Annotated in this window: 20 protein-coding genes and 1 pseudogene; 18 read left to right on the top strand and 3 right to left on the bottom strand. The window is 64.3% G+C overall.

Features of this window, described 5'->3' with window-relative positions:
* Window positions 1-155 precede the first annotated feature (155 nt).
* Both tagH and UCD39_RS28635 read right to left on the bottom strand, forming a co-directional pair.
* Window positions 156-830: pseudogene (gene tagH / locus UCD39_RS26440) on the bottom strand (type VI secretion system-associated FHA domain protein TagH); the annotation flags it as partial.
* On the bottom strand, window positions 758-1,702 hold the full coding sequence (locus UCD39_RS28635) for an FHA domain-containing protein (protein ID WP_442943716.1): 945 nt from the start codon (window positions 1,700-1,702) through the stop codon (window positions 758-760). The pseudogene tagH and the gene UCD39_RS28635, both read right to left, overlap by 73 nt.
* 987 nt (window positions 1,703-2,689) lie before the next feature.
* Here UCD39_RS28635 and UCD39_RS26435 point away from each other — a divergent pair.
* The 11 genes from UCD39_RS26435 to UCD39_RS26385 all read left to right on the top strand — a co-directional run bounded on the left by UCD39_RS26435 (window position 2,690) and on the right by UCD39_RS26385 (window position 16,028).
* Entirely contained in the window at window positions 2,690-5,140 is a 2,451-nt protein-coding gene (locus UCD39_RS26435) for a type VI secretion system Vgr family protein (RefSeq protein WP_330498605.1), read from the top strand.
* The gene (locus UCD39_RS26430; protein WP_330498604.1) at window positions 5,137-6,288 is read left to right on the top strand and encodes a DcrB/PsbP domain-containing protein; all 1,152 of its coding nucleotides are present in this window, start codon (window positions 5,137-5,139) and stop codon (window positions 6,286-6,288) included. Before UCD39_RS26435 ends, UCD39_RS26430 begins: the two co-directional genes overlap by 4 nt.
* Before the next feature lie 3 nt (window positions 6,289-6,291).
* The gene (locus UCD39_RS26425) at window positions 6,292-6,741 is read left to right on the top strand and encodes a hypothetical protein (RefSeq protein ID WP_330498603.1); all 450 of its coding nucleotides are present in this window, start codon (window positions 6,292-6,294) and stop codon (window positions 6,739-6,741) included.
* Window positions 6,742-6,747: 6 nt separating this feature from the next.
* Window positions 6,748-7,227: a hypothetical protein gene (locus UCD39_RS26420; protein ID WP_330498602.1), complete on the top strand. Its 480-nt coding sequence runs from the start codon at window positions 6,748-6,750 to the stop codon at window positions 7,225-7,227.
* Window positions 7,228-7,234: 7 nt separating this feature from the next.
* Window positions 7,235-8,953: a type VI secretion system Vgr family protein gene (locus UCD39_RS26415; RefSeq protein WP_330498601.1), complete on the top strand. Its 1,719-nt coding sequence runs from the start codon at window positions 7,235-7,237 to the stop codon at window positions 8,951-8,953.
* Between the two features lie 55 nt (window positions 8,954-9,008).
* Window positions 9,009-9,716: a hypothetical protein gene (locus UCD39_RS26410; protein WP_330498600.1), complete on the top strand. Its 708-nt coding sequence runs from the start codon at window positions 9,009-9,011 to the stop codon at window positions 9,714-9,716.
* A 12-nt stretch (window positions 9,717-9,728) separates the two neighbouring features.
* Window positions 9,729-10,187, top strand: a complete 459-nt coding sequence (locus UCD39_RS26405) for a DcrB-related protein (RefSeq protein WP_330498599.1) — start codon at window positions 9,729-9,731, stop codon at window positions 10,185-10,187.
* 2 nt (window positions 10,188-10,189) lie between these two features.
* A complete protein-coding gene (locus tag UCD39_RS26400; protein WP_330498598.1) occupies window positions 10,190-14,602 on the top strand; it encodes an RHS repeat-associated core domain-containing protein in 4,413 nt (1,470 codons plus the stop codon).
* Window positions 14,599-14,916, top strand: a complete 318-nt coding sequence (locus UCD39_RS26395; protein ID WP_330498597.1) for a hypothetical protein — start codon at window positions 14,599-14,601, stop codon at window positions 14,914-14,916. The genes UCD39_RS26400 and UCD39_RS26395 overlap by 4 nt, the downstream gene beginning before the upstream one ends.
* A gap of 65 nt (window positions 14,917-14,981) precedes the next feature.
* Window positions 14,982-15,341 (top strand): hypothetical protein, encoded by a 360-nt coding sequence (locus UCD39_RS26390; protein ID WP_145733481.1) that lies wholly within the window; start codon window positions 14,982-14,984, stop codon window positions 15,339-15,341.
* Window positions 15,342-15,386: 45 nt separating this feature from the next.
* Complete coding sequence (locus UCD39_RS26385) at window positions 15,387-16,028, top strand: RHS repeat domain-containing protein (RefSeq protein WP_330498596.1); 642 nt, start codon at window positions 15,387-15,389, stop codon at window positions 16,026-16,028.
* A 574-nt stretch (window positions 16,029-16,602) separates the two neighbouring features.
* Here the strand turns inward: UCD39_RS26385 and UCD39_RS26380 are convergent.
* A complete protein-coding gene (locus UCD39_RS26380; RefSeq protein ID WP_330495033.1) occupies window positions 16,603-17,700 on the bottom strand; it encodes an IS5 family transposase in 1,098 nt (365 codons plus the stop codon).
* 405 nt (window positions 17,701-18,105) lie between these two features.
* Here UCD39_RS26380 and UCD39_RS26375 point away from each other — a divergent pair, with 405 nt between their 5' ends.
* The 7 genes from UCD39_RS26375 (at window position 18,106) to UCD39_RS28735 (ending at window position 21,103) form a co-directional block, all read left to right on the top strand.
* Window positions 18,106-18,420 carry a hypothetical protein gene (locus tag UCD39_RS26375; protein WP_330498595.1) on the top strand — a complete coding sequence of 105 codons (315 nt, stop codon included), beginning with the start codon at window positions 18,106-18,108 and terminating at the stop codon, window positions 18,418-18,420.
* 60 nt (window positions 18,421-18,480) lie between these two features.
* Complete coding sequence (locus tag UCD39_RS26370) at window positions 18,481-18,840, top strand: hypothetical protein (RefSeq protein WP_145733487.1); 360 nt, start codon at window positions 18,481-18,483, stop codon at window positions 18,838-18,840.
* 776 nt (window positions 18,841-19,616) lie between these two features.
* Window positions 19,617-19,880: a hypothetical protein gene (locus UCD39_RS26365; RefSeq protein WP_145733489.1), complete on the top strand. Its 264-nt coding sequence runs from the start codon at window positions 19,617-19,619 to the stop codon at window positions 19,878-19,880.
* A 17-nt stretch (window positions 19,881-19,897) separates the two neighbouring features.
* Entirely contained in the window at window positions 19,898-20,266 is a 369-nt protein-coding gene (locus tag UCD39_RS26360) for a hypothetical protein (RefSeq protein ID WP_330498594.1), read from the top strand.
* The gene (locus UCD39_RS26355) at window positions 20,266-20,655 is read left to right on the top strand and encodes a hypothetical protein (protein ID WP_145733493.1); all 390 of its coding nucleotides are present in this window, start codon (window positions 20,266-20,268) and stop codon (window positions 20,653-20,655) included. The genes UCD39_RS26360 and UCD39_RS26355 overlap by 1 nt, the downstream gene beginning before the upstream one ends.
* 13 nt (window positions 20,656-20,668) lie before the next feature.
* Window positions 20,669-20,884 (top strand): hypothetical protein, encoded by a 216-nt coding sequence (locus tag UCD39_RS26350; RefSeq protein ID WP_145733506.1) that lies wholly within the window; start codon window positions 20,669-20,671, stop codon window positions 20,882-20,884.
* A 12-nt stretch (window positions 20,885-20,896) separates the two neighbouring features.
* Window positions 20,897-21,103 carry a DUF7695 domain-containing protein gene (locus tag UCD39_RS28735; RefSeq protein WP_503629723.1) on the top strand — a complete coding sequence of 69 codons (207 nt, stop codon included), beginning with the start codon at window positions 20,897-20,899 and terminating at the stop codon, window positions 21,101-21,103.
* The last annotated feature ends 97 nt before the right edge of the window (window positions 21,104-21,200 follow it).

Here is a 21,200-nt window from a genome sequence, read left to right as displayed (position 1 = left end):
CTTGGCGAGAGGCATCGTCGAGGGAACCCTGTTGGTCTGGGCTGTTCTTGGGAGGATGAAAAAAGGCGCCACGGTTCAGAGGCTTCTGAACTGCTGGGTGTAGGCGGAGGAAAACTTGCTGCCGAGCGGCGGGCCGGAGGACTGTTCCCCATCATCCGCTGGTGGGCCTGCTCATACCGTTCCCAGCAGCGGGCCTTGTGCACCTGCGGCAGCATGGAGGCGCTGACGTCGTTCTTGATGGCGTCGGGCGACAGCTGTTCCAGCACGTCGCCCACCACCGTCTTCATCCCGGCGATCAGCGCGACCTCATGGGCCTTGATGTCGCGCAGGCTTTCGCGGATGGCCTCGGGCGCATCCATGAAGCCCATGACCCGCCGGCCGATCAGCACGGCGAGCGTGCCTTCCAGGTTGGCGGAGAACTTCAGCGGATTGTTCTCCTTGGCGCGCAGCAGCGTGTGCTCGATGCGGAACTCGGACTTCAGGAAGGCGCGCAGCTCCAGCAGCTCCCGCAAACCGGCAACCGCCTCACGCAAGGCCAGGCCCATCTTGTGCATCAGCGCGGGGGCGTCGGCCGCGTCCACGGCGTCGAGGGGCAGGCCCACACCGGCGAGGAAGGCCTCGAACAAGTCGTTGGGAATCTGTGGCGCCGGCGCCTGCGGCGCGGAGCCGGATGGCGTTGGGGTTTGAGCCAGATGGGTCTGAGCCACATGGGCTTGAGCCGTCGCGGGCGTGGCGGGGGTGGCCAAAGCGGCCGGCGTCATGGTGCCCAGGGGTGCCGCCGCACCCGCCGCGGAACCGCCCATCGACACCGGAGGGGCCGCCGCGGGGATCGGCGCGGACGCGACCGCATGGGGCCGCGCCGGGGCGGACGGGTTGATCGGAAGGATGGTGGCGCCGGCGCCGGTGGCCGGGGCGACCGGCATGGCATTGCCCGGCGCCGGGCCAACCGGCGAGGACAGCGGCATGCGCGCCGTGGCCTGGCCACCGCGCGTCCCGGCGAACGCCTCCGCGATGACGGGCGCGCCGACGGCCTCCAGCTCACCCGGAATGCCGGCACCATCGGCGCCTTCAGCCTGCCAGTCCATGGGGATGACCGGATGCTTGACCTCCGGCGCCTCGAAATAGGCGCCGGTTCCCGAATGGGCGGCCAGCGACGGGGCCAGCGCCCCCCGAACGGCGGCTCCACCTCCGCTTCCCCTTCCCCCAAGATATCGGTCAACTGCATCTCGCCGACGCGGTCGCCGGCCAAAACCTGGGTCAGGGAGGGGACGTAGCCGGTGCGGGCGCCGTTCAGGCCTTCCAAGCCGTATTCCATGTCCGGATCGGGTGCGGATAACCCTCCCTGGGCCAGGCCCGGATGGGCGGCCGCGCCCAGGGGATGGCCCAGCGCGGAGGACGCGGGCTGCTCACCGATCTCCAGCCGCAGGCTGCAGGGCCCCAGATTGATGACGTCGCCGTCATTCACCGGCTGGGCGTTACCCCGGCCCAGGGGCGACGAGGCGCCGCCGACGTATACGCCGTTGGTGCTGGTATCGATGACGAAATAGGTCTGCCCCCGCAGTTCTATGCGGCAGTGCTGTTTGGACAGGTGCCGCTGCGGGTCGCTGACCACCCAGTCGTTTTCCGCCCCGCGCCCTATCGTGAAACTGCCGCCATCGCAGACGCGCGTCTCACCTTCGGAAACGGAGCAGTCCCCAGCCATAATAACCCGTAAGACAAGGGCCATCTGTTCCTCGCTGAGCAAGGACGACGTTATCGGCATCCCCGAGAGGCCGACAATGCGTCCAATCTTTTAACGATAAATTTACCAAGCAATGCACGCTGATATAATTCGGAAGATAGTTCCGTCGAGCCCCCAGAAACGGCTCTCGGCGGCTTATGCATATAGAGGTAGATATAGGCTTCGCCCGTATGAAACCCCAATCATAGGGCATAGCTTCAAAGTATATTTTGAACGGTATTTTAATCGATATTGTTCAATGCAACCCCTGGAATCACTTGAATAAATTATAGATTCCCAGCGAAGAAGGCGGCGTTCTATGACGACTGGGCGGAACGGCATATATACCGGGATGGCAACGGCATATGACCCCCACCGCAGCCCACAACGGCGGCCTTTGGAACCAGCTTCCCATCCTTTGGTCCAGTCCAATAACGCGTTAATACGAAGGTACCATTTGCCGGCAAAGGCGCGGAAATCCTCAGTTTTTATTGGATTTTTCGGGGCGATAACGCTCCGTTCACCATGGCGCCTTCCGCCATCAGGATAAGCGGGCCTGTTCCCGATAAGTCGGAAGGACATAGTCATTCGTAGGGGATGACTACCTTGATATTGAGCTGCTACCGAAGATGAAACGCCAAATTCTCCAGTAACGGTCGGTTTTCCAAGCTGGATCACACGGCCCCGCCGCCCCGTTCATCCCAGATTAAAGTATTAAATGCGTCACTTTCTTGCCGGATTCATGACGGTATAGGTCGAAGGCTGGTTTGGCAGACCCTTGACGTCCCGCCGCCGGCCCATAGCTTTCTGTCGCGGCATGACGTCGGAAATTGCCGATGGGTTTTAAAAGCGCGGCGTGTGAACCGCCGCTTAACTGGCAGCAAGGGTAGAAAACGGCGCCCTGCCTCGCGGGGCCATACCGGGATTGAAGCGTTCGGCGGCCCCGTTCGCCGGGCACATGAGGAACGGATGGACGGTTACACGCAAGCGGAACGGCTATTGGGGATCGAGAGCCCCTTGGGTCCGGACCAGCTTTTGCTGGAGGCGCTGGAAGGGCGGGAGGGCATATCGGTGCCCTTCGAGTTCCGGGCGACCGTGCGCGCCCTGGACGACAACATCGACCCGGCCGCCCTGCTGGCGCAGAGCGTGGACCTGAAGCTGCGCGTGGACGATGGCGTCTATCGCGTCTTCAACGGCGTCGTCGCCGCCCTCACCGGGGGCAACGCCGCCTCGCGCGGGCAGCGCCACTACACCCTGCGCGTCGTTCCCCGCCTGTGGTTCCTGACCCGCACCAGCGACTGCCGCATCTTCCAGAACAAGACCACGCTCGACATCCTGGAGACCATCTTCGGCGAGCTGGGCGTCACCCACTACGACTTCTCCGGCGTCAGCGCCCCGCCGCCGCGCGAGTATTGCGTGCAGTACCGCGAAACCGACCTGGCCTTCGTCTCCCGCCTCCTGGAGGAGGATGGGCTCTACTACTTCTTCCGCCACGAGGCGGGGAAGCACACCCTGGTCCTGGGATCCCAGACCTCCGCCTACCAGACGGGCGAGGAGGCGCTCATCCCCTTCAGCGCCACCTCCTCCCGCTCCAACCACATCAACACCTGGAACCGCGACCATGCCTACCAGGCCAGTGCCTGGGCCATGTCCGACTATAACTTCCAGACCAGCAAGCTGGACCTGAAGCAGACCATCCCCACCGTCTCCACCTACGCCCAGGACCCCCAGCACGAGCATTTCGACTATCCCGGCCTGCACGGCACCGCCGGCGATGGCGAGCGCCGCGCCAAGCTGGCCATGCAGGCCGAGGAGGTCGAGCGTGAGACCATCCGTGGCGCTAGCGACTGCCGCTCCCTCGCCCCCTGCGGCCGCTTCCAGCTCACCGACCATCCCGTCATGGCGGAGAACGGCGCCTATGTCGTCCTCAGCGTCAGCCACAGCGCCAGCGACCTCAGCTACGAAGGCGGCGGCGCCAGCCATTCCGGCTACGCCAACCACTTCACCTGCATGCCGGCCGCCACCCCCTTCGTCCCCCAGCACACCACCCTGCGCCCCACCATCCCCGGCATGCAGACCGCCGTCGTCGTCGGGCCCAAGGGCCAGGAGATCTACACCGACAAGTACGGCCGCGTGAAAGTCCAGTTCTTCTGGGACCGCCGCGGCCAATCCAACGAGGCCAGTTCCTGCTGGGTCCGTGTCGCCCAGGGGTGGGCCGGCCGCGGCTTCGGCGCCCAGACCATCCCCCGCATCGGCATGGAGGTCGTCGTCGCCTTCATGGAGGGTAACCCAGACCGACCCGTCATCCTGGGCTCCGTCCCCAATTCCGAAACCACCGCCCCCTTGGGCCTGCCCGCCCAACAGACCCAGACCACCTTCCGCACCGCCAGCAGCCCCGGCGGCGGCGGCTTCAACCTCTTCACCCTGGAGGACAAGGCTGGCTCAGAAGAGATCGCCTTCCACTCCCAAAAAGACCTCTCCATGGTCGTCCAGAACAACGCCTTCGAGACGGTGACCAAGGCGTCGGTGCGCCAGGCGAAGGAATTGCTGGCCTTCAAGGTCGGCAACAGCTCCATCCAGTTCACACCGGACAGCATCATCCTGTCCAGCAACGGCAGCACCGCCGTGCTGGACAAGGACGGCATCCGCTATCACGGCGGCAAGATCTGGCTGAACATGAAGGAGCAGGCGAAGGCGAAGCCGCCGGGCCAGGACTTCAAGGCCGAGGGCTCCGCCTGGGCGGCCAACAAGACCACCGGCCCCGTAACCGCCAAGGTCCTGGGCGCCGAAGGGTCGGTCACGGCCCACGCCGACCCGACCAAGGCCACGGTGGACGCCAAGGGCGAAATCGCCATGTCCCGCATTTCCGCCAAGGGCAAAAACAGCTGGGGCGAGGTTTCCGGCGGCCTGGACGTCTTCGCCGCCGAGGGTACGAGCCACGCCGGTATCACGACCGGCGGCCTGGGCGCCCAGGGCGAGGCCAAGGCGGCCATGCAGCGCGTCACGGGCGAAGGCATCGCAGGTGACCTGAACAAGGGCGGCCTTGGGGTGAAAGGCACGGGCGAGCTGTTCTCCGCCGATGCCAAGGGCCAGGCCCTGTTGGGGGATGACGGCCGCTATGTCGGCGCCGCGCTGGGCGGCAAGGTCGGCGCGCGCGTGGCCCAGGCCAGCGCGGAAGAGAACGTGACCATCCCCATTGGCTGGCTGCCTGGTGTGCCCGATGACTGGACCATCGCCGTGAAGGGCGAACAGGGCGTTTCCGCCGGCAGCGCCGGCATCGGCGCCGGCGGCTACGGCTACTACGACCGGGTGGACCAGCGGACGCATGCCGGTATCTTCGGCGATATCGAAGCCGGCCTCGGCATCAAGACCGGCCTGGATGCCAGCATAGGCCCCGCCCCCAAGGGGGGAGCCCCATGACTTCCCGTGCCCGACAGGAGCGTGGCGTTCTATTCTTCATCCTGGCGGCCGGGCTGCTTGCCGTCCTTACACCGCGTACCCATGCCGCGGAGACCATCACCGCGAAGGAACGACCCATGGCCGACCTGCGAACCACCGTACAAGCCACCCGCGCAGAGGTGGAGCACGACTATCTGCACCAGGCTTTCCCCAGCCCGGTTCCGGCCTTCGCCTTCGAACTGATGATTCCCAAGGACTGCCAGTGGTTCGAGAAGGACGGGCGGCCAGCCAAGGCAAACGGCGGCCTGCAATTGCTGGCCCATTATGGCGAAAAAAATCAGGAGGCCATCATCGAGGTCTACGCCCAGCAGATCGAACGCGAAGTGGCGCCGGAGGACTGGCTGGATCCATGGATGGTGGCGAACCACTACACGGTGGTGGCCCGCCGCAGCGTTCCATCGGAAGCGGGGCGCAACGCCGATGTGCTGGCCTCGCGCAGCGTGCAAGGCCAGCCCTATCTGTACCGGCTGCGCACTTTCAAGAATGGCAAGTTCATCTACCTCCTGCACAGCTTCGCCCCGGAACGCCGCTACGCCACGGCGGAGGACGCCTTCCTGGTGGCGGCCGCGACCTTCAAGCTGACGGAGGCCAAGCCCCAGCCCTATATGGAAATCCTTCAGGACGTCGCCTTGAACAAGGTCTTCCAGCTAGGCTTCAAGGTGCCAGCATCCTGGACGGTGCGGGCTGATGACAGCGTTGATGCCGATTGCCAGTCCTGGGGCCTTTCCAATGGCACGGGCGCGGATCGGGTCGGCATGATCAACGTCTATACCGCCCCACGCGACCGCTTCCGGGCACCCGACCAGATCGCGCACCTGGTGGCGGACGGGATGCGGCACCTGGGCGCCAGTTTCGCCGACGGCGCGCTGCGAGAGGTGCCGACGGGCTCCGCCGGGGTTTCCTTCTGGACGGCGGATGCCTCAGCGACCCTTGGCCAGCGCTCCGCCCTGGTGCGGCAAACGGTGATCGCCACGACCAAGGGCTGGGCGGTCTTCACCCTGGTCACGCCTGCTGGCCCCTCCGACCCTTATCTGGTGACGGCCATCAACAAACGCGCCTTCGACATCGCCATCACCAGCCTGTTGAACACCTTGGCACCGGCGGGCTGATCCATGAATAGCCTTATCGCCAGCATCTCAAACCTGGGAACAACTGTTCCGCTGCCGAGCAGCCGCACTTTCGTAAAAGCCATCGCGACGGCGGCGCTGCTCCTGGTCGCCTACTGCCTGACTGCCGCCTCTTTCGGCGCCTCTTTCGGCAATGACGCCCGTGCGCTCGATACCCTGGGTGCCGCCCGCTATTTCTTCCTGGCGCTGATGGCGATCGCCGTCGTGCTTCTTCTGTTTGGCGGCATCGGCTTGATCGTCCGCACCGTGTTCCATCTCAACGGCCGCGCCATCCTGCAACGTTATGCCGCCAACGGTATGGAGGGTGCGACGGGTCGGCGACCGCCGGCTTTCCTCGACGGCATTAGCCGCATCGAATTCACTGACGGCTTAACCGTCTTGGCCTGGGCGTTAATGGCCCTGGGCGTGATCATCTCGATCATCCAGGGAAACTGACGCGCCATGCCCATTCCCCCATTCCACACTTTGCCCACCCCCCCGCCAACCCTGGGCCTGCTGGCCTCCTTGGCCGCGCGCCTGCCGGACCGGGAGCGGACGCCCAAGGCGTTCCTGGGGCTGTTCGGGTTGCTGGGCGTCTGCCTGGCCCTGTTGGCCCTGGGTGGCAAGTCCATGTCCATGGTGCTGGCGGCCCCCCTGCTGGCCGCCGCAGGTGTCGCGGCGCTGTCGCTGTTCTTCATGGTCGGCCTGCTGCAGTGGCGCTCGACCATCAAGGCCTGGATGGCCAGAACCGGGGGAACCGGCGAGTTCCCCGGCCTGTGGCGCCTGTTCCTGGCGCCTTACCGCAAGGCCGATGTGGACTACATGGCGGCGACCGATCGCCTGCCCGAATTAATGGCCTTTTCCATGATCATGATCATCGCGTCCGGCCTGGTCATCGCCGCCCTCCTCGGCGTTCCCCCGGCCGGCGCCCAGGTTTTGTGAGGCTTCCATGGACGGTTACACGCAAGCGGAACGGCTATTGGGGATCGAGAGCCCCTTGGGTCCGGACCAGCTTTTGCTGGAGGCGCTGGAAGGGCGGGAGGGCATATCGGTGCCCTTCGAGTTCCGGGCGACCGTGCGCGCCCTGGACGACAACATCGACCCGGCCGCCCTGCTGGCGCAGAGCGTGGACCTGAAGCTGCGCGTGGACGACGGCGTCTATCGCGTCTTCAACGGCGTCGTCGCCTCCCTCACCGGGGGCAACGCCGCCTCGCGCGGGCAGCGCCACTACACCCTGCGGGTCGTTCCCCGCCTGTGGTTCCTGACCCGCACCAGCGACTGCCGCATCTTCCAGAACAAGACCACGCTCGACATCCTGGAGACCATCTTCGGCGAGCTGGGCGTCACCCACTACGACTTCTCCGGCGTCAGCGCCCCGCCGCCGCGCGAGTATTGCGTGCAGTACCGCGAAACCGACCTGGCCTTCGTCTCCCGCCTTCTGGAGGAGGACGGGCTCTACTACTTCTTCCGCCATGAGGCGGGAAAGCACACCCTGGTCCTGGGTTCCCAGACCTCCGCCTACCAGACGGGCGAGGAGGCGCTCATCCCCTTCAGCGCCACCTCCTCCCGCTCCAACCACATCAACACCTGGAACCGCGACCATGCCTACCAGGCCAGTGCCTGGGCCATGTCCGACTACAACTTCCAGACCAGCAAGCTGGACCTGAAGCAGACCATCCCCACCGTCTCCACCTACGCCCAGGACCCCCAGCACGAGCATTTCGACTATCCCGGCCTGCACGGCACCGCCGGCGATGGCGAGCGCCGCGCCAAGCTGGCCATGCAGGCCGAGGAGGTCGAGCGTGAGACCATCCGTGGCGCTAGCGACTGCCGCTCCCTCGCCCCCTGCGGCCGCTTCCAGCTCACCGACCATCCCGTCATGGCGGAGAACGGCGCCTATGTCGTCCTCAGCGTCAGCCACAGCGCCAGCGACCTCAGCTACGAAGGCGGCGGCGCCAGCCATTCCGGCTACGCCAACCACTTCACCTGCATGCCGGCCGCCACCCCCTTCGTCCCCCAGCACACCACCCTGCGCCCCACCATCCCCGGCATGCAGACCGCCGTCGTCGTCGGGCCCAAGGGCCAGGAGATCTACACCGACAAGTACGGCCGCGTGAAAGTCCAGTTCTTCTGGGACCGCCGCGGCCAGTCCAACGAGGCCAGTTCCTGCTGGGTCCGTGTCGCCCAGGGGTGGGCCGGCCGCGGCTTCGGCGCCCAGACCATCCCCCGCATCGGCATGGAGGTCGTCGTCGCCTTCATGGAGGGCAACCCAGACCGACCCGTCATCCTCGGCTCCGTCCCCAATTCCGAAACCACCGCCCCCCTGGGCCTGCCCGCCCAACAGACCCAGACCACCTTCCGCACCGCCAGCAGCCCCGGCGGCGGCGGCTTCAACCTCTTCACCCTGGAGGACAAGGCTGGCTCAGAAGAGATCGCCTTCCACTCCCAAAAAGACCTCTCCATGGTCGTCCAGAACAATATGTTCGAAACCGTCGGCAAGGCGATGGTGAACGTCGCCGGGGAGATGGTGGTGCTGCAGGTGGGCAAGAGCGCCCTGCAGATGACCACCGACCACATCGTTCTCATCAGCAACGGCAGCACCGTGGTGCTGGACAAGGACGGCATCAGCCAGGACGGCCAGAAAATCTGGCTGAATTGCAGCAGTTGACGCCACCGGCCCCAACCCTAGTTCCCATTATCTTCATTTCCCGGGAGATTTCCGGATGGTCGACCTACCCGCCCTGATCCAGCCCGGCGCCATTGGCGCCAGCCTCGGCATCCAGCCCTACACGCCGATATCCCTGTCGGCGGCGCCGGCCGGTTTCGGTTCGGCCAGCGACCTGGGCGCGCTGGCCAACGCCGCGGCGCCGGCCCTGCCCTCCTCCGTCGGCAGCCCCCTGGGCTCGGCGGCGCAGGCGGCCCAGTTGCTCGGTGGGGGCGGAACCCCATCCTTGGGCGCGGCAGGGGGGACGTCCCCCGCCGGCTTGGCACAGACCGCCCTGGGTCAAGGCATGTCAGGCGGCGGCTTGTCCGCCCCGTCGGTGACCAGCCCAGCCATCCCGGGATCATCCGGTATGAGCGTGCCCACCGTGGGCGTGCCGGGCGTTCCGGACGCGTCAACCGCCCCCAGCCTGTCCAACCTCGCCGCCAGCGGCGGCATGAACACGGGTTTGCCGACCCTGCCCCAGGCCCCGACCGTCGCAACACCCTCCTTGTCGTCACCGACCTTGGCGCAATCGTCCTTGGCCTCGCCTGTGGTGGCAACATCCTCCGCCACACCGCCCTTGATGCCCTCTTCTTATTCCGCTGCACCGCAGGCGGGCGCCTGGGGGCAAGCCAATACCCTGCCCAGCCAGGCGCCCCTGCCCAGCACGGGCAATGCCGATGCCGACAGCGCCATCGCGGTCGCCCGCATCCTGGGTCAGATCTAAAGGACATCCGCCATGCCGCAAACCTGCCGCACCCCCGACTTCAGCATCCAGTTGCCGGACAATTGGATCGACCGCTCCATGATCGCCTGGTCGGCTCCGCCCAGCGGCGGTCCGGTGGTGCCGAACATCATGGTCGCCTATGACCGGCCGCAGGCGGAGGAAGGCCTGGGCGCCTATGTCAACCGGCAGCTGAAAGACCTGATCGCCCGGGCCCGCAGCTTCCAGCTGATCACACGCCAGGATGTCATGCTGGCCGGCCGGCCGGCGGCGGAGCTGGTGTTCCAATGGGATGCCGGCGCCGGTCCGATCAAGCAGCGGCAGGTCTACAGCCTGCTGCCCGACGGCCGCTGCATCACCATCGTCAATACCGCCCGCTTGACCGAGTTCCCGGATGCGGACGCGCAGTTCATGCAGATCCTGAACAGCTTCGCCTGGCCGGCGCTCGCCGGTGCCGGCGCCGCCGGGGCCTGACGATGGACGGCGGCGCGCCGCAATACGGGGCGGCCCGGCTGGAAGACCCCATCCAGCATACCAGCGCGCTCTCCGGCTTCATCACCGGGGCAGCCATTGGCCTGGGTGCGGCGCTGGCGGTTATCGCCGTGGTGGGAACAGGCGGGGCGGCGCTGGGCGTTATCGCGGCGGTGGGCGGGGCCATGGCCGCCACCGGTGGCGGCGCCCTGCTGGGCGAGGCGCTTGGCAGCACCTTCACCGACAAGACCGGGGAGATCGCGCCCGATTGCTCCAGTAATGTGCTGATCAACGACAAGCCGGCCGCCCGCGCCATCCAGGACGCGGCCGCCTGTTCCCGCGACGGGCCGCCCAACCAGCACATCGCCCAGGGCAGCAAGACGGTCTTCATCAACGGCAAGCCGGCCGCCCGCATCGGTGACAAGCTGGAATGCGACGGGTCCATCATGGATGGGTCGCATGACGTCTTCATCGGCCGCGATCCCGGCACCTATATGGAGATCCATGGCGAGGTGCCGGACTGGGCCAATACCTTGGCCGAAGTGCTGATGATCGGCGGCACGGTGCTGGGGCTGGGCGCCGGTGCCGCGGGCGCCTTCATGGCGGAAGGGCTGTGCGGCCTGGCGACCTTCGGCGAGACCACGGTCATCAGCATGGCGGGCGGCTATGCCGGCTCCAAGGTGGGCGGCGCCATCGGCCAAGCGGTTGGCGGAGAGCGCGGCCGCATCATCGGCGAGGCGCTGGGCGGGGCCGCCGGCGGCTTCGCCGGCGGCAAGCTGGCCACCCGCTACACCGCCGGCCATCCCGTGGACGTGGCCACGGGCGAACTGTTCACCGAGGCGATGGATTTCGAGGGGACGGGCCCCCTGCCGCTGGTGTGGTCGCGCGTGTGGATGTCCAGTTCCACCCACAAGGGCGAACTGGGGTCGGGCTGGCACCACCCGCTCGACATGGCGCTGTACCGCTGGATCAACGGTGGCGGCTGGGCCGCGCGCCTGGCCGACGGGCGCCTGGCCTTCTTCACCGACCCGGCCCCCGGCCGCCCCAGTCTGAACGTGGTGGAGCGGCTGATCCTGCACACTGATGGCCGGCGCTACTGGCTGGCGACCTACACTGGGGTCGCCTACGTCTTCGGCGACCGGGATGATCAGAGCGGCCTGCGCCACCTGGCGCACGTCGTCGACCCCAACGACAACGCCATCGTCCTGCACCGTGGGCCCGGCGGGCGCCTGACCGGCATCCACGACAGCGCCGGCCGCGCCTTCGCCGTCACCACGGATGACGCCGGCCGCATCACCGCCGTCGATGGGCCCGACCCCGCCGGCGGCGACCAGCCGCTGCGCCTGGTCAGCTACGCCTATGACGCGGCCGGCGACCTGGTGGAGGCGCGCGACGCGCGCGGCAACGCCTGGCGCTACCGCTATGATAACCATCTGCTGGTGGAGGAGACGCGGCGCGGCGGCCTGCGCTTCCAGTTCGTCTGGGACGATGTGGCGCGCGGCCGTGATGCCCGCTGCGTCGACACCTGGGGCGTGCACCTGTCCGGCGAGGCCGGGCTGTACCGCGCCCGCATGGTCTATGACGTCCAGGCCCACACCACCGTGGTCACCACCGGGCGCGGCGCCGTCACCCGTTATCGCTGGAACAAGCTGGGCCTGGTGGAGGAGGAGGTGAACCCGCTGGGCGGCGCCACCCGCCATCGCTACGACCCCGCCGGCAACCTGCTGGCCCTGATCGGGCCCGACGGCGGCACCCTGCAGCTGACCTATGACGATCTGGGCCGCCTGGTGGAGCGGGTGGCAGCGGACGGCGCCGTCACGCGGCTGACCTACGGCGACGACGCCACCGGGCCGGATCTCACCCGCCCCAGCCTGGGACGCCCCGTCCAGGTGACGCGACCCGATGGCGCGGTGGAGCGCTTCGGCTATGATCGGCGCGGCAACCTCACCACCTATACCGACCCGTTGGGGGAGGTCACCCGCTATACCCGCGACACGCGCGGCCTGCCGCTGGCCATCCAGGACCAGTTGGGCCTGCTTGCGCGCTACAGCTGGTCCCCCCAGGGCGACCTGCTGGCCGAGGGCACGGCCAAGACCGACCGCCGCCGCTATGCCCACGACGCCCTGGGCCGGGTGGTGGAGATGCGGCGGGGTGAGGACGCGCCCCTGCGGCTGGAGCGCGACGCCAACGGCAACGTCACCACCCTGCACCGCCCCGATGGCGGCGTGGTGACGCTGGAATACGACGCCGAAGACCACGCCACCTTGCATCGTGACCCGCTGGGCCGCGTCACCCGCTGGCGCTATGACGGGCTGCCCTACCCGGTGGAGCGCATCGCCGCCGATGGTTCCGTCTTCCGCTATCAGTACGACAGCGAACTGAACCTGGTGGCCCTGTTCAACCAGAAGGGGGAACAGTACCGCCTGGACTACGACCCCGCCGGCCGACTGGTGGGGGAGACGGGCTTCGACGGCCGGCGCCTGGACTACCACCGCGACGCCGCCGGCTTCGTCGCCGCGGCGGTGGACCAGGGCCGGGTCACCCGCTACACCCGCGACCCGGCCGGCCGGCTGCTGGAAACGCTGTACGCCGATGGCCAGAGCCATCGCTTCGGCTACGACGTCGCCGGTCGGCTGCTGTCCGCCGACACGCCCGACACCCACGTCGCCATCGCCTATGACGCCGCCGGCCGGCCGGTGCTGGAACGGCAGGGCGACCAGGAGATCCGCTTCCTGCGCGACGCCCGGGGCCGGCGCGTCGCCACCCTGCTGCCGGACGGTCGCCGGCTGGACACCGCCTGGGGGCCGGACAACCTGCCGGCGGCGGTGGGGCTGGACGGCAAGGCGCTGGCCCGCTTCGCCCGCGACGCGGCCGGGCGGGAGGTGGAGCGCCTGGCGGGCGGCATCCATCAGATCCAGGCCTTCGACCCCCAGGGCCGGCTGGTGCGCCAGGAAGGCCGCCGCCGGTCCAATGGCGGGGCGGCGGGAGGCGAGACCGTTTACGCCCGCGCCTATGGCTATGACGGCGCCGACACCCTGACCGCCATCGAGGACGCGCGGCGCGGGGTGACGCGCTATCGCTATGACGCCTGCGACCGCCTGCTGGCGGTGGAGGGCGCCAACCCCGAGAGCTTCGTCACCGACCCCGCCGGCAACATCCTGGCCTCCGGCCCCGATGCCGCCTTCTGGGGCGGCGAGGCCCGGGGCGACCGTTTGCTGGTCCATGGCGACGCCAAGTTCGAGTACGACGCCTGGGGCAACCGGGTGAAGGAATGGCGCGCCGCCGCCGGCGCCGTGACCGTGGACTATCGCTATGACGCCGGCAACCGCCTGACGGCGGTGGAGGAAACCAGCCGCCGGGGCACCACCCTCACCCGCTTCGGCTACGACGCCTTCGGCCGCCGCGTGTGGAAGGAAAGCGCCCATGCCGGCCCCCTCCCGGCCAACGACGCCGGCCCCGCCGCGTCCATCGCCACCCGGCGCACCACCTTCCTCTGGGACGGCGACACCCTGCTGGCCGAAAGCGCCCCGGTGGAGGTCAAACCGTTGGAGGTCAAGCCGGCGGACCCGGCCCCCGCCGACGCGCTGGCCACCGTCTATGTCTACGAGCCCGGCACCTTCCGCCCCCTGGCGCAGTTGCGACGGGCGGAACCGGGACAGCGCGCCCAGGCCTACCACTACCACCTGGACCATCTGGGCACGCCGCAGGAGCTGACCAACGACAATGGCGAGGTGGTGTGGGCCGCCGACTACAAGGCCTGGGGCGCCCTGGCCCGCCAAACCGTCGCCACCATCCCCAACCCATTGCGCTTCCAGGGGCAATACCACGACCCCGAAACCGGCCTGCACTACAACCGCCACCGCTACTACGCCCCGGCCGAAGGCTGCTTCATCACCCAGGACCCCATCCGGCTCAGGGGCGGCAGCAACATCGCCGCCTACGCGCCCAACCCGGTGCAGTGGGTCGATCCGATGGGGTTGGAGTGTGGCTTAGACGCGTTGGCCAGCAACAGGATTGATTACTCAAGAGGGTTTGAGGAAGATCTGGCCAACTTCAAACCCGGCTATAAGCTTATGTCTGGTCCATTGGAGAATGACCTAACTCTCGTTTCATACCACGCTGACACTCCGTTAGGTCAGGGACGAAGTGCGAAATGGTGGACGAGTCTTGAGCAGGGCAATAAATTCTCGACAATAGACGATGTCCATCAAGGACTTGCATTGCCTCCCGAATGGGGAAATCGTGAAGTGGCAACTGTTATTAAAATCCCAAAAGGAACTGATATAACGGCTTATGTTGGTGAAGCCGCTCAACAGAAAGGCGCTGACGGCACAATTTTCCAAGGCGGCGCGCTTCAATACAGGTTCAAAGATTTCGATCCATCTTGGATCGTAGAATCCAGAGGAATACCAAAATGAACACTCTTGATGAAGAAGAAAATGGCTTTATTAAGCTTATACAGGAAAATATTGATCTATCAGAACGAAAAATATCTGAAATTAATTGCGAAAAACTAGATACATGGAAGATTGAATACTATCAAAGACTTATTAACAATCTGAAAACAATGAAAAATTCCGTTATTTCAAGAAAATTTCCACGACCTTCTTCTGGAATTCCTCCTGTTGTTACAAACATTGGAGTCACTAGGTATCTTGGAGAATGGTGCGATGATGAGGATGTGATCGAAATGGCAAAAAAATTGGAGGCGTTTCACAGGGATAAATATTAAAATACACAACACATAAGCCGAGGTTCAAACATCAGAATATTACAGCCAAATCGAGAGAGCCTGCCATGACATCCAGGGCAATGTTGATCGGCGTCGCCATCCTGGCCAGCGGCGCGATTGGTTTCGGCTACACCTTCATCAAAAGCAGCCATCCCGACGTCGCCACCTTGCGCAAGAACATGGCCGGCGGGATGATGGAGCAATGCGTCAAGGCGGCGCGCGCCGCACCGGGGATCAGCGAGAGCCAGGTCCAGACCTATTGCGGCTGCAACACCACCAAGCTGAACGCCGCCCTGAGCGATGACGAGGTTAAGCATCTGGTGGACCTGGAGCATCAGGGCCAAACGGGCGTGCCGCCGGAACTCGCCCCCAAGCTCGACCTGATTTCCAACGCCTGTCGCAAAGAGGCGCAGATCCCAGGCTGAAGCTGACCGGACAGCCCTTCCCGTCAGCATAACCTGCCGGCGGCGGTGGGGCTGGACGGCAAGGCGCTGGCCCGCTTCGCCCGCGACGCGGCAGGGCGGGAGGTGGAACGCCTGGCTGGCGGCATCCATCAGATCCAGGCCTTCGACCCCCAGGGCCGGCTGGTGCGCCAGGAAGGCCGCCGGTCCAATGGCGGGGCGGCGGGAAGCGAGACCGTCTACGCCCGCGCCTATGGCCATGACGGCGCCGACACCCTGACCGCCATCGAGGACGCGCGGCGCGGGGTGACGCGCTATCGCTATGACGCCTGCGACCGCCTGCTGGCGGTGGAAGAGAGCGGCCGCCGGGGCACCACCCTCACCCGCTTCGGCTACGACGCCTTTGGCCGCCGCGTGCGGAAGGAAAGCGTCCATGCGGGCCCCGTCCCGGCCAACGACCCGGCCCCGCCGCGTCCATCGCCACCCGGCGCACCACCTTCCTCTGGGACGGCGACGCCCTGCTGGCCGAAAGCGAGCCGGTGGTGGTCAAACCGCTGGAGGTCAAGCCGGCGGACGCGGCCCCCGCACCTGCCGATCCCCTGGCCACTGTCTATGTCTGCGAACCCGGCACCTTCCGTAGTCTGTCGCCGACGAAATGATCAGCAACGCGGGTGGCAGCGTCTCAAAGCTGGAGCAAAGCTTGAGCCTTGATCCAGGCACACTTGGGGACAACCCCATACGGGTCGATATCCCAAATCCCAAGGGCCTCCGCATGCCGGATGGGAATGAACTTGGGGCGAATTCACAATGGGTCCCTGGAGGATATACTGCCGGTGGCATTCCAGAGGCCACCATTGATCCCGCGGTTCCCGGCACCTATACCGCCAACCCAATATTCTAAGAGGCAGCCCAATGATCGTCGCAAGTGCCCATGGCGTGAAAATCATCAAAGAAAACGACACGCTATATGCTCGATATGATCGAGGAGAAATCGTCCCTCAATTTGTAGATGTAGAGATTAACCAGGATGAGGCTGATATAATATTGAAAAGTGAAAAGGATGCATATTCCGTTATCGTTAAAACTCAGAATGAGAACAGGCCGCTTAGGAAAGCGACGTCTTAAAAAACATACAGATTTGTGCTAACAGGGTGCGGAAGAATGGAGCGTTAAGGCCCCTTTCCCCATGAGCCAAGCCGATTGAAGGCTTGATCGAGGGGCTACGGGCCGCTTTTGCGGCCATCTTCCCCGGCTTCCGCCGTTTGCAGGCGGAATCCGGGCATGGTCAGGCCGCCACCATCAGCTTGGGCAGTCTGACGAGGTTGTAGGCGGCGGCGGTCAACATGAAGGCCCAGCCGACGCGATCGGTTCCCTTGTGGCGCGTCTTGCGCAAGGTGCCGGTGGTCTTGATCCAGCCGAAGACCTCCTCAATACGCTTGCGGATACGCAAGGACACGCCATAGCCGGGGTGGCGGGTGGTGCGTCCATCAATGGCGGACGTGCGCCGCGCCCCGGTCTTGGTCAGGTGATCATTCCGGGCGATATGCGGCGTCACCTTGCGGGCACGGAGTTCCCGGACGAACTCACGCGCATCAAAGGCCTTGTCGGCGCCCAAGGTGATCCGCCGCGTCGGCTTCAGCCCGTCGACCAATGCCAACGCCGCCTCGCGTTCGGCGGTGCCGGTCGCTTGGGTCAGCGTCGCACCAACCACCAGGCCGTTGCGGTTCTCCATCAGCACATGCCCCATGTAGGCTAGGCGCGATGGCTGGCCATTGCTCTTGCGGTACAGTTTGGCTTCAGGGTCGGTGGTGGACGCGTGGGTCTGGTTGGAGCGCTTCTCCCCGTGGAAGTCGCGCTCCCCGTTGCGACCGGGGCCCGGCGGGTCGCCACCGCCATCCTTGGGCCGGAAGCTCTTGATCGACGCCCAGGCCTCGATCAGCGTGCCATCCACCGAGAAGTGGTCGTCCGACAGCAAGTTCCGGCCTCGCGCCTGGGCCACCACCGCCCCCAGGAACTTCGCCGCGACGTCGCCTCCAAGAAGCCGCTCACGGTTCTTGGTGAACACCGTCACGTCCCACACCGGGGCGTCCATCGCCAACCCGACAAACCAGCGGAACAGCAGATTGTAGTCCATCTGCTCCATCAGTTGTCGCTCCGACCGGACCGAATAGAAGGCCTGGAGCAGCAGCGCCCGCAGCAGTTTCTCCGGCGGGATCGAAGGACGACCCACCTTCGCGTACATCGCCTCAAAGTCCGGCGACAAAACCTCCAGCGCCTCGTCACAGATCGCCCGGATCGCCCGAAGCGGATGCCTTGGCGGAACACGCGCTTCGCAACTCACGTACGAAAACAAGCCTTCCGTCCGAATGTCTCCGCCACGCATCCCATCCTCCTCAGCGTCATGAGGAAGCGAATCACGACAGGAACTCAGACGGAAGGGTTTTTCCGCATCCTGCTAAATTCCAGATCGGATTTAGTAGTCGAATGTGGAAGGAAAGCGTCCGCGCAGCACCCACACCGACCAACGAAGCTGCACATCGCACCACCTTCCCCTGGGATGGCGACCCCCTGTTGGCCGAAAGCGCACCAGAGGAGGTCAAGCGGCAGATGCGGCATCAACTCTCGCCGACGCGCTGGCCACTATCTATATCTATGTACACGGCACTTCCGCCCAGCCTCGCCTTCTCCGAGCATTATTAGATGCCTCTTAATTAAAGTTTACGCTGATAAATCACACCCTGTACCGAGAGCAACGATTATTGGTGAAACGTTGTAGAGGGTATTGAATATGAACGAGCAAAAAAAATGTCAAGAACTATTGGTGCTTTTTGAGGGACTTAGAAAAATACTTTTAGAAGAGAATGAAAATAATTGGGTGAGGGGAATTAATTCGATATGCCACTCCCTATCTTCTTGTGTAAAATTTCATGGCGATTTTAATGGATCAATTAACTATGTCAGAGAAACGTATAAATATATGATGGGCGGGAACGGCAGTTTTTCTGATTTCTACATATGGCGCGATAATTTTAATGAAAGAGTTTTGGAGAATAATAAGCTGGATAAAATAAAAGATGAGATATGGAAGCGACTAACCGAATGAATTATCGCTTACATTTATTTATTTCGGACTTCCAATTCTGAGATCTCAGAAAGGCTTACCATGACATCCAAGGCAGTGTTGACCGGTGTCGCCATCATCGTCGGTGGTGTGATCGGTTTTGGCTACACCTTGCTCAAAAGCAGTCATCCCGATGTCGCCATCTTGCGCAAGAACATGGCCGGCAGGATGATGGAGCAATGCGTCAAGGCGGCGCGCGCCGCACCCGGGATCAGCGAGAGCCAGGTCCAGGCCTATTGCGGCTGCAACACCACCAAGCTGAACGCCGCCCTGAGCGATGACGAGGTCAAGCATCTGGTGGACCTGGAGCATCAGGGCCAGACGGGCGTGCCGCCGGAACTCGCCCCCAAGCTCGACCTCATCTCCAACGCCTGTCGCAAAGAGGCGCAGATCCCGGGCTGACGCTGATCGGGCACCCCTTCCCGTTGGCCTGTTCTGCCAGCGGCGGTGGGCCTGGACGGCAAGGCGCTGGCCCGCTTCGCCTGTGATGCGGTGCGACAAGGCTGGCTGGTGCGTCAGGAGGGCCGGCCGTCGCCGGAGCAATGGGCAGGGCAGCAGGCAGATAAGTCGCCACAATACAATTTTCCCAGGCAGCCAAAATATTTCGGATATCGATTAGATGCAGGCATTGGGACGACGGCGGCCGGAGCGAGGGAGCACGAACCTGTGGAATCAGCACCGACAAAGCTGAATGAGAACCGTGACGCAAGGAGTGTTGATGATTCACGCCTGCCGGGAAATATTAATGATTAACTTATAAAATATTTGGGCTTTGGTAAGTTCCCACACCCAACAGAGAGCATGGACAGAGCCACTGCCGGCCTTGACGAAGGCATGTCCAGAGCCGTCGGCAAGAAGATAGAAGAAATCTTAGCATATGCGGATCAACTTCAACCTGACTGGCAAATTCACGACCTATTTTCCGGGTGTCACTGGATTGCGCAGAAGACATCGGAGAAATACACGACCCTAGATGATGCCGCGTTAAAGGCAATCAGCTGGGCGTACAGCTACTGGCACAAATAAGCGTTCCTGAAACGGCACGCCGTTAACGAACAGGCCCTATGAGCGCAACAACCGGCCAGGAAAAAGCGGCCACTCCCTACATTTTCCCGTATGGCGCCCTAGTTTCCTACCCAGTCCCCCAAGGAAAGCATGCCATCAAGTGTAGTCGGGATATGACGGTCAAGGATATCACCATCAGTCGGGAGCACCGCTTCGCCATCGGGGTGGATCAGGGCGATGGCCGGTTCTATCTGTCCATCCCCGTCAGCAACCGCCTAGCCGACTATGAAGAGTACTATGAGATCAGCCGGGCGGAGTTCGAGCGTTACCGTCAGGACCTTTCGGCGGCCTTGCCCCTGGTGGAGCGATGCCGCCAGCGTCAGGCAGACAGCCGGCTGACAACGCCGCCGGGCGCAGACCGGGGAACCGCATCGTAGGACCGGAAAAAGCCATCATGGATGGACCAATCACGGTGCACGCGGGCAAGAGTGTTTTCTGGGCGCGGGAGGGTGGTCCGCTCGCCCTGGACATTCCCGGTGCCGAGTCAGCTTATGCATACGGCGACCGATTGTTCGTCCTTGCCGCCCCCCCGCCTACCTCCGGCATCGTTCACCTCAGGCTGAAGATATTCGGCCCCGATGGCGCGATGGTGGCGGAGCTGCCGCCGCCGGCGGGCTATCTCTTCGAATACGTGTCCAGCAATCTGGAGACAGGCGTCTCCGTCGTTTGTGGAGCGATGAAATTGACGGAGCCTTGGCAAGATTGGCACTTCGCCTATGATCCGCTGGCGGGCGCCTTGGTCCGGCAGGGGCCCGCATATTGATGAGCGATCCATGGCCCCAAGGTGCCCAGTTTCACCCCCAGGGAGGTCCCACGACGCCGACAGCGGTCCTGCCTAAACAGGGCATCATCGTTACCGAACTGGCGGGAGAGCGGGCGGTGGCGATGGCCATGACCCCCACCGACCAGGGGGCCCTTGCCTCTTTAGGGTTTCAGCTGTGGAACGGTGAGCATAGACGCGCCATCACGTCCACCGAGGACAGAATCACCCTGATCCATGCCCTGATCGACATCGGCGCCCTGTTTTCCTCTGGCCGGGATTGGTGCCCGGCGGAGGTTGTTGCCCACTATCGAGACAGCGGACGTGTCGATCGACCGTATTGGGTGATCGCGTGGACGGGACCCAAGACGTTCTCAATCCGGCCCGCGTGATAAGGACCAAGCGATGACGGGAGAAGAAGCGACCATCATTCTGGAGGATCTGGTCCGCCTGTACGTGAACGACACGCACAAGCGGCAGGAATTACTGGCCATTCTGGCCTTGGATTTGCCCTCACCCCCCGTACGCGGCCTGCTGAATGACATCTATATCAATCTTAGCGACCCCATCGCCCCGGAAGATCGCGACAGGATCGCCGATCTCATCCATTATTTCGGATAAGGCTACTGAACAATGCGACGCCCCCTCCCGTTTTCCCCTGGGCAAGGCTATCCCGCCGGAAAAAAGATAAGTTACGAATGCCTGAGCTGCAGCGACACGGTGCCATCCATGCCCGCCCATTTCGCCGAGTGCCGCTGCGGTAACATCACAGTCGATAGCAGCAGTGGGCGCGCATACATCCGCCGACCGGAAGAAATGCGGATCTACCAGACCCAATGATAGGTTGGAACCCCGCGCGTAGTTCAAAATATTCTGGTCAAGCGCCCCTGACAAAACCGTCGCGTCCGTCCATACTCCCGTTCACACGGGATACACA

The organism is Nitrospirillum karajorum, from assembly GCF_036348415.1.
GTDB lineage: Bacteria > Pseudomonadota > Alphaproteobacteria > Azospirillales > Azospirillaceae > Nitrospirillum > Nitrospirillum amazonense_B.
This window is presented reverse-complemented; position numbering and strand designations above follow the sequence as displayed.

What these genes read in the sequence shown, in the direction of transcription:
- UCD39_RS26350 (WP_145733506.1), top strand. Translation starts at nt 20,669, where the DNA reads ATGACGGGAGAAGAAGCGACCATCATTCTGGAGGATCTGGTCCGCCTG.
- UCD39_RS26390 (WP_145733481.1), top strand. Translation starts at nt 14,982, where the DNA reads ATGACATCCAGGGCAATGTTGATCGGCGTCGCCATCCTGGCCAGCGGC.
- UCD39_RS26425 (WP_330498603.1), top strand. Translation starts at nt 6,292, where the DNA reads ATGAATAGCCTTATCGCCAGCATCTCAAACCTGGGAACAACTGTTCCG.
- UCD39_RS26400 (WP_330498598.1), top strand. Translation starts at nt 10,190, where the DNA reads ATGGACGGCGGCGCGCCGCAATACGGGGCGGCCCGGCTGGAAGACCCC.
- UCD39_RS26395 (WP_330498597.1), top strand. Translation starts at nt 14,599, where the DNA reads ATGAACACTCTTGATGAAGAAGAAAATGGCTTTATTAAGCTTATACAG.
- UCD39_RS26405 (WP_330498599.1), top strand. Translation starts at nt 9,729, where the DNA reads ATGCCGCAAACCTGCCGCACCCCCGACTTCAGCATCCAGTTGCCGGAC.
- UCD39_RS26415 (WP_330498601.1), top strand. Translation starts at nt 7,235, where the DNA reads ATGGACGGTTACACGCAAGCGGAACGGCTATTGGGGATCGAGAGCCCC.
- UCD39_RS26380 (WP_330495033.1), bottom strand. Translation starts at nt 17,700, where the DNA reads ATGCGTGGCGGAGACATTCGGACGGAAGGCTTGTTTTCGTACGTGAGT.
- UCD39_RS26435 (WP_330498605.1), top strand. Translation starts at nt 2,690, where the DNA reads ATGGACGGTTACACGCAAGCGGAACGGCTATTGGGGATCGAGAGCCCC.
- UCD39_RS26370 (WP_145733487.1), top strand. Translation starts at nt 18,481, where the DNA reads ATGACATCCAAGGCAGTGTTGACCGGTGTCGCCATCATCGTCGGTGGT.
- UCD39_RS26355 (WP_145733493.1), top strand. Translation starts at nt 20,266, where the DNA reads ATGAGCGATCCATGGCCCCAAGGTGCCCAGTTTCACCCCCAGGGAGGT.
- UCD39_RS28635 (WP_442943716.1), bottom strand. Translation starts at nt 1,702, where the DNA reads ATGGCTGGGGACTGCTCCGTTTCCGAAGGTGAGACGCGCGTCTGCGAT.
- UCD39_RS26360 (WP_330498594.1), top strand. Translation starts at nt 19,898, where the DNA reads ATGGATGGACCAATCACGGTGCACGCGGGCAAGAGTGTTTTCTGGGCG.
- UCD39_RS26375 (WP_330498595.1), top strand. Translation starts at nt 18,106, where the DNA reads ATGAACGAGCAAAAAAAATGTCAAGAACTATTGGTGCTTTTTGAGGGA.
- UCD39_RS26365 (WP_145733489.1), top strand. Translation starts at nt 19,617, where the DNA reads ATGACGGTCAAGGATATCACCATCAGTCGGGAGCACCGCTTCGCCATC.
- UCD39_RS26410 (WP_330498600.1), top strand. Translation starts at nt 9,009, where the DNA reads ATGGTCGACCTACCCGCCCTGATCCAGCCCGGCGCCATTGGCGCCAGC.
- UCD39_RS28735 (WP_503629723.1), top strand. Translation starts at nt 20,897, where the DNA reads ATGCGACGCCCCCTCCCGTTTTCCCCTGGGCAAGGCTATCCCGCCGGA.
- UCD39_RS26430 (WP_330498604.1), top strand. Translation starts at nt 5,137, where the DNA reads ATGACTTCCCGTGCCCGACAGGAGCGTGGCGTTCTATTCTTCATCCTG.
- UCD39_RS26420 (WP_330498602.1), top strand. Translation starts at nt 6,748, where the DNA reads ATGCCCATTCCCCCATTCCACACTTTGCCCACCCCCCCGCCAACCCTG.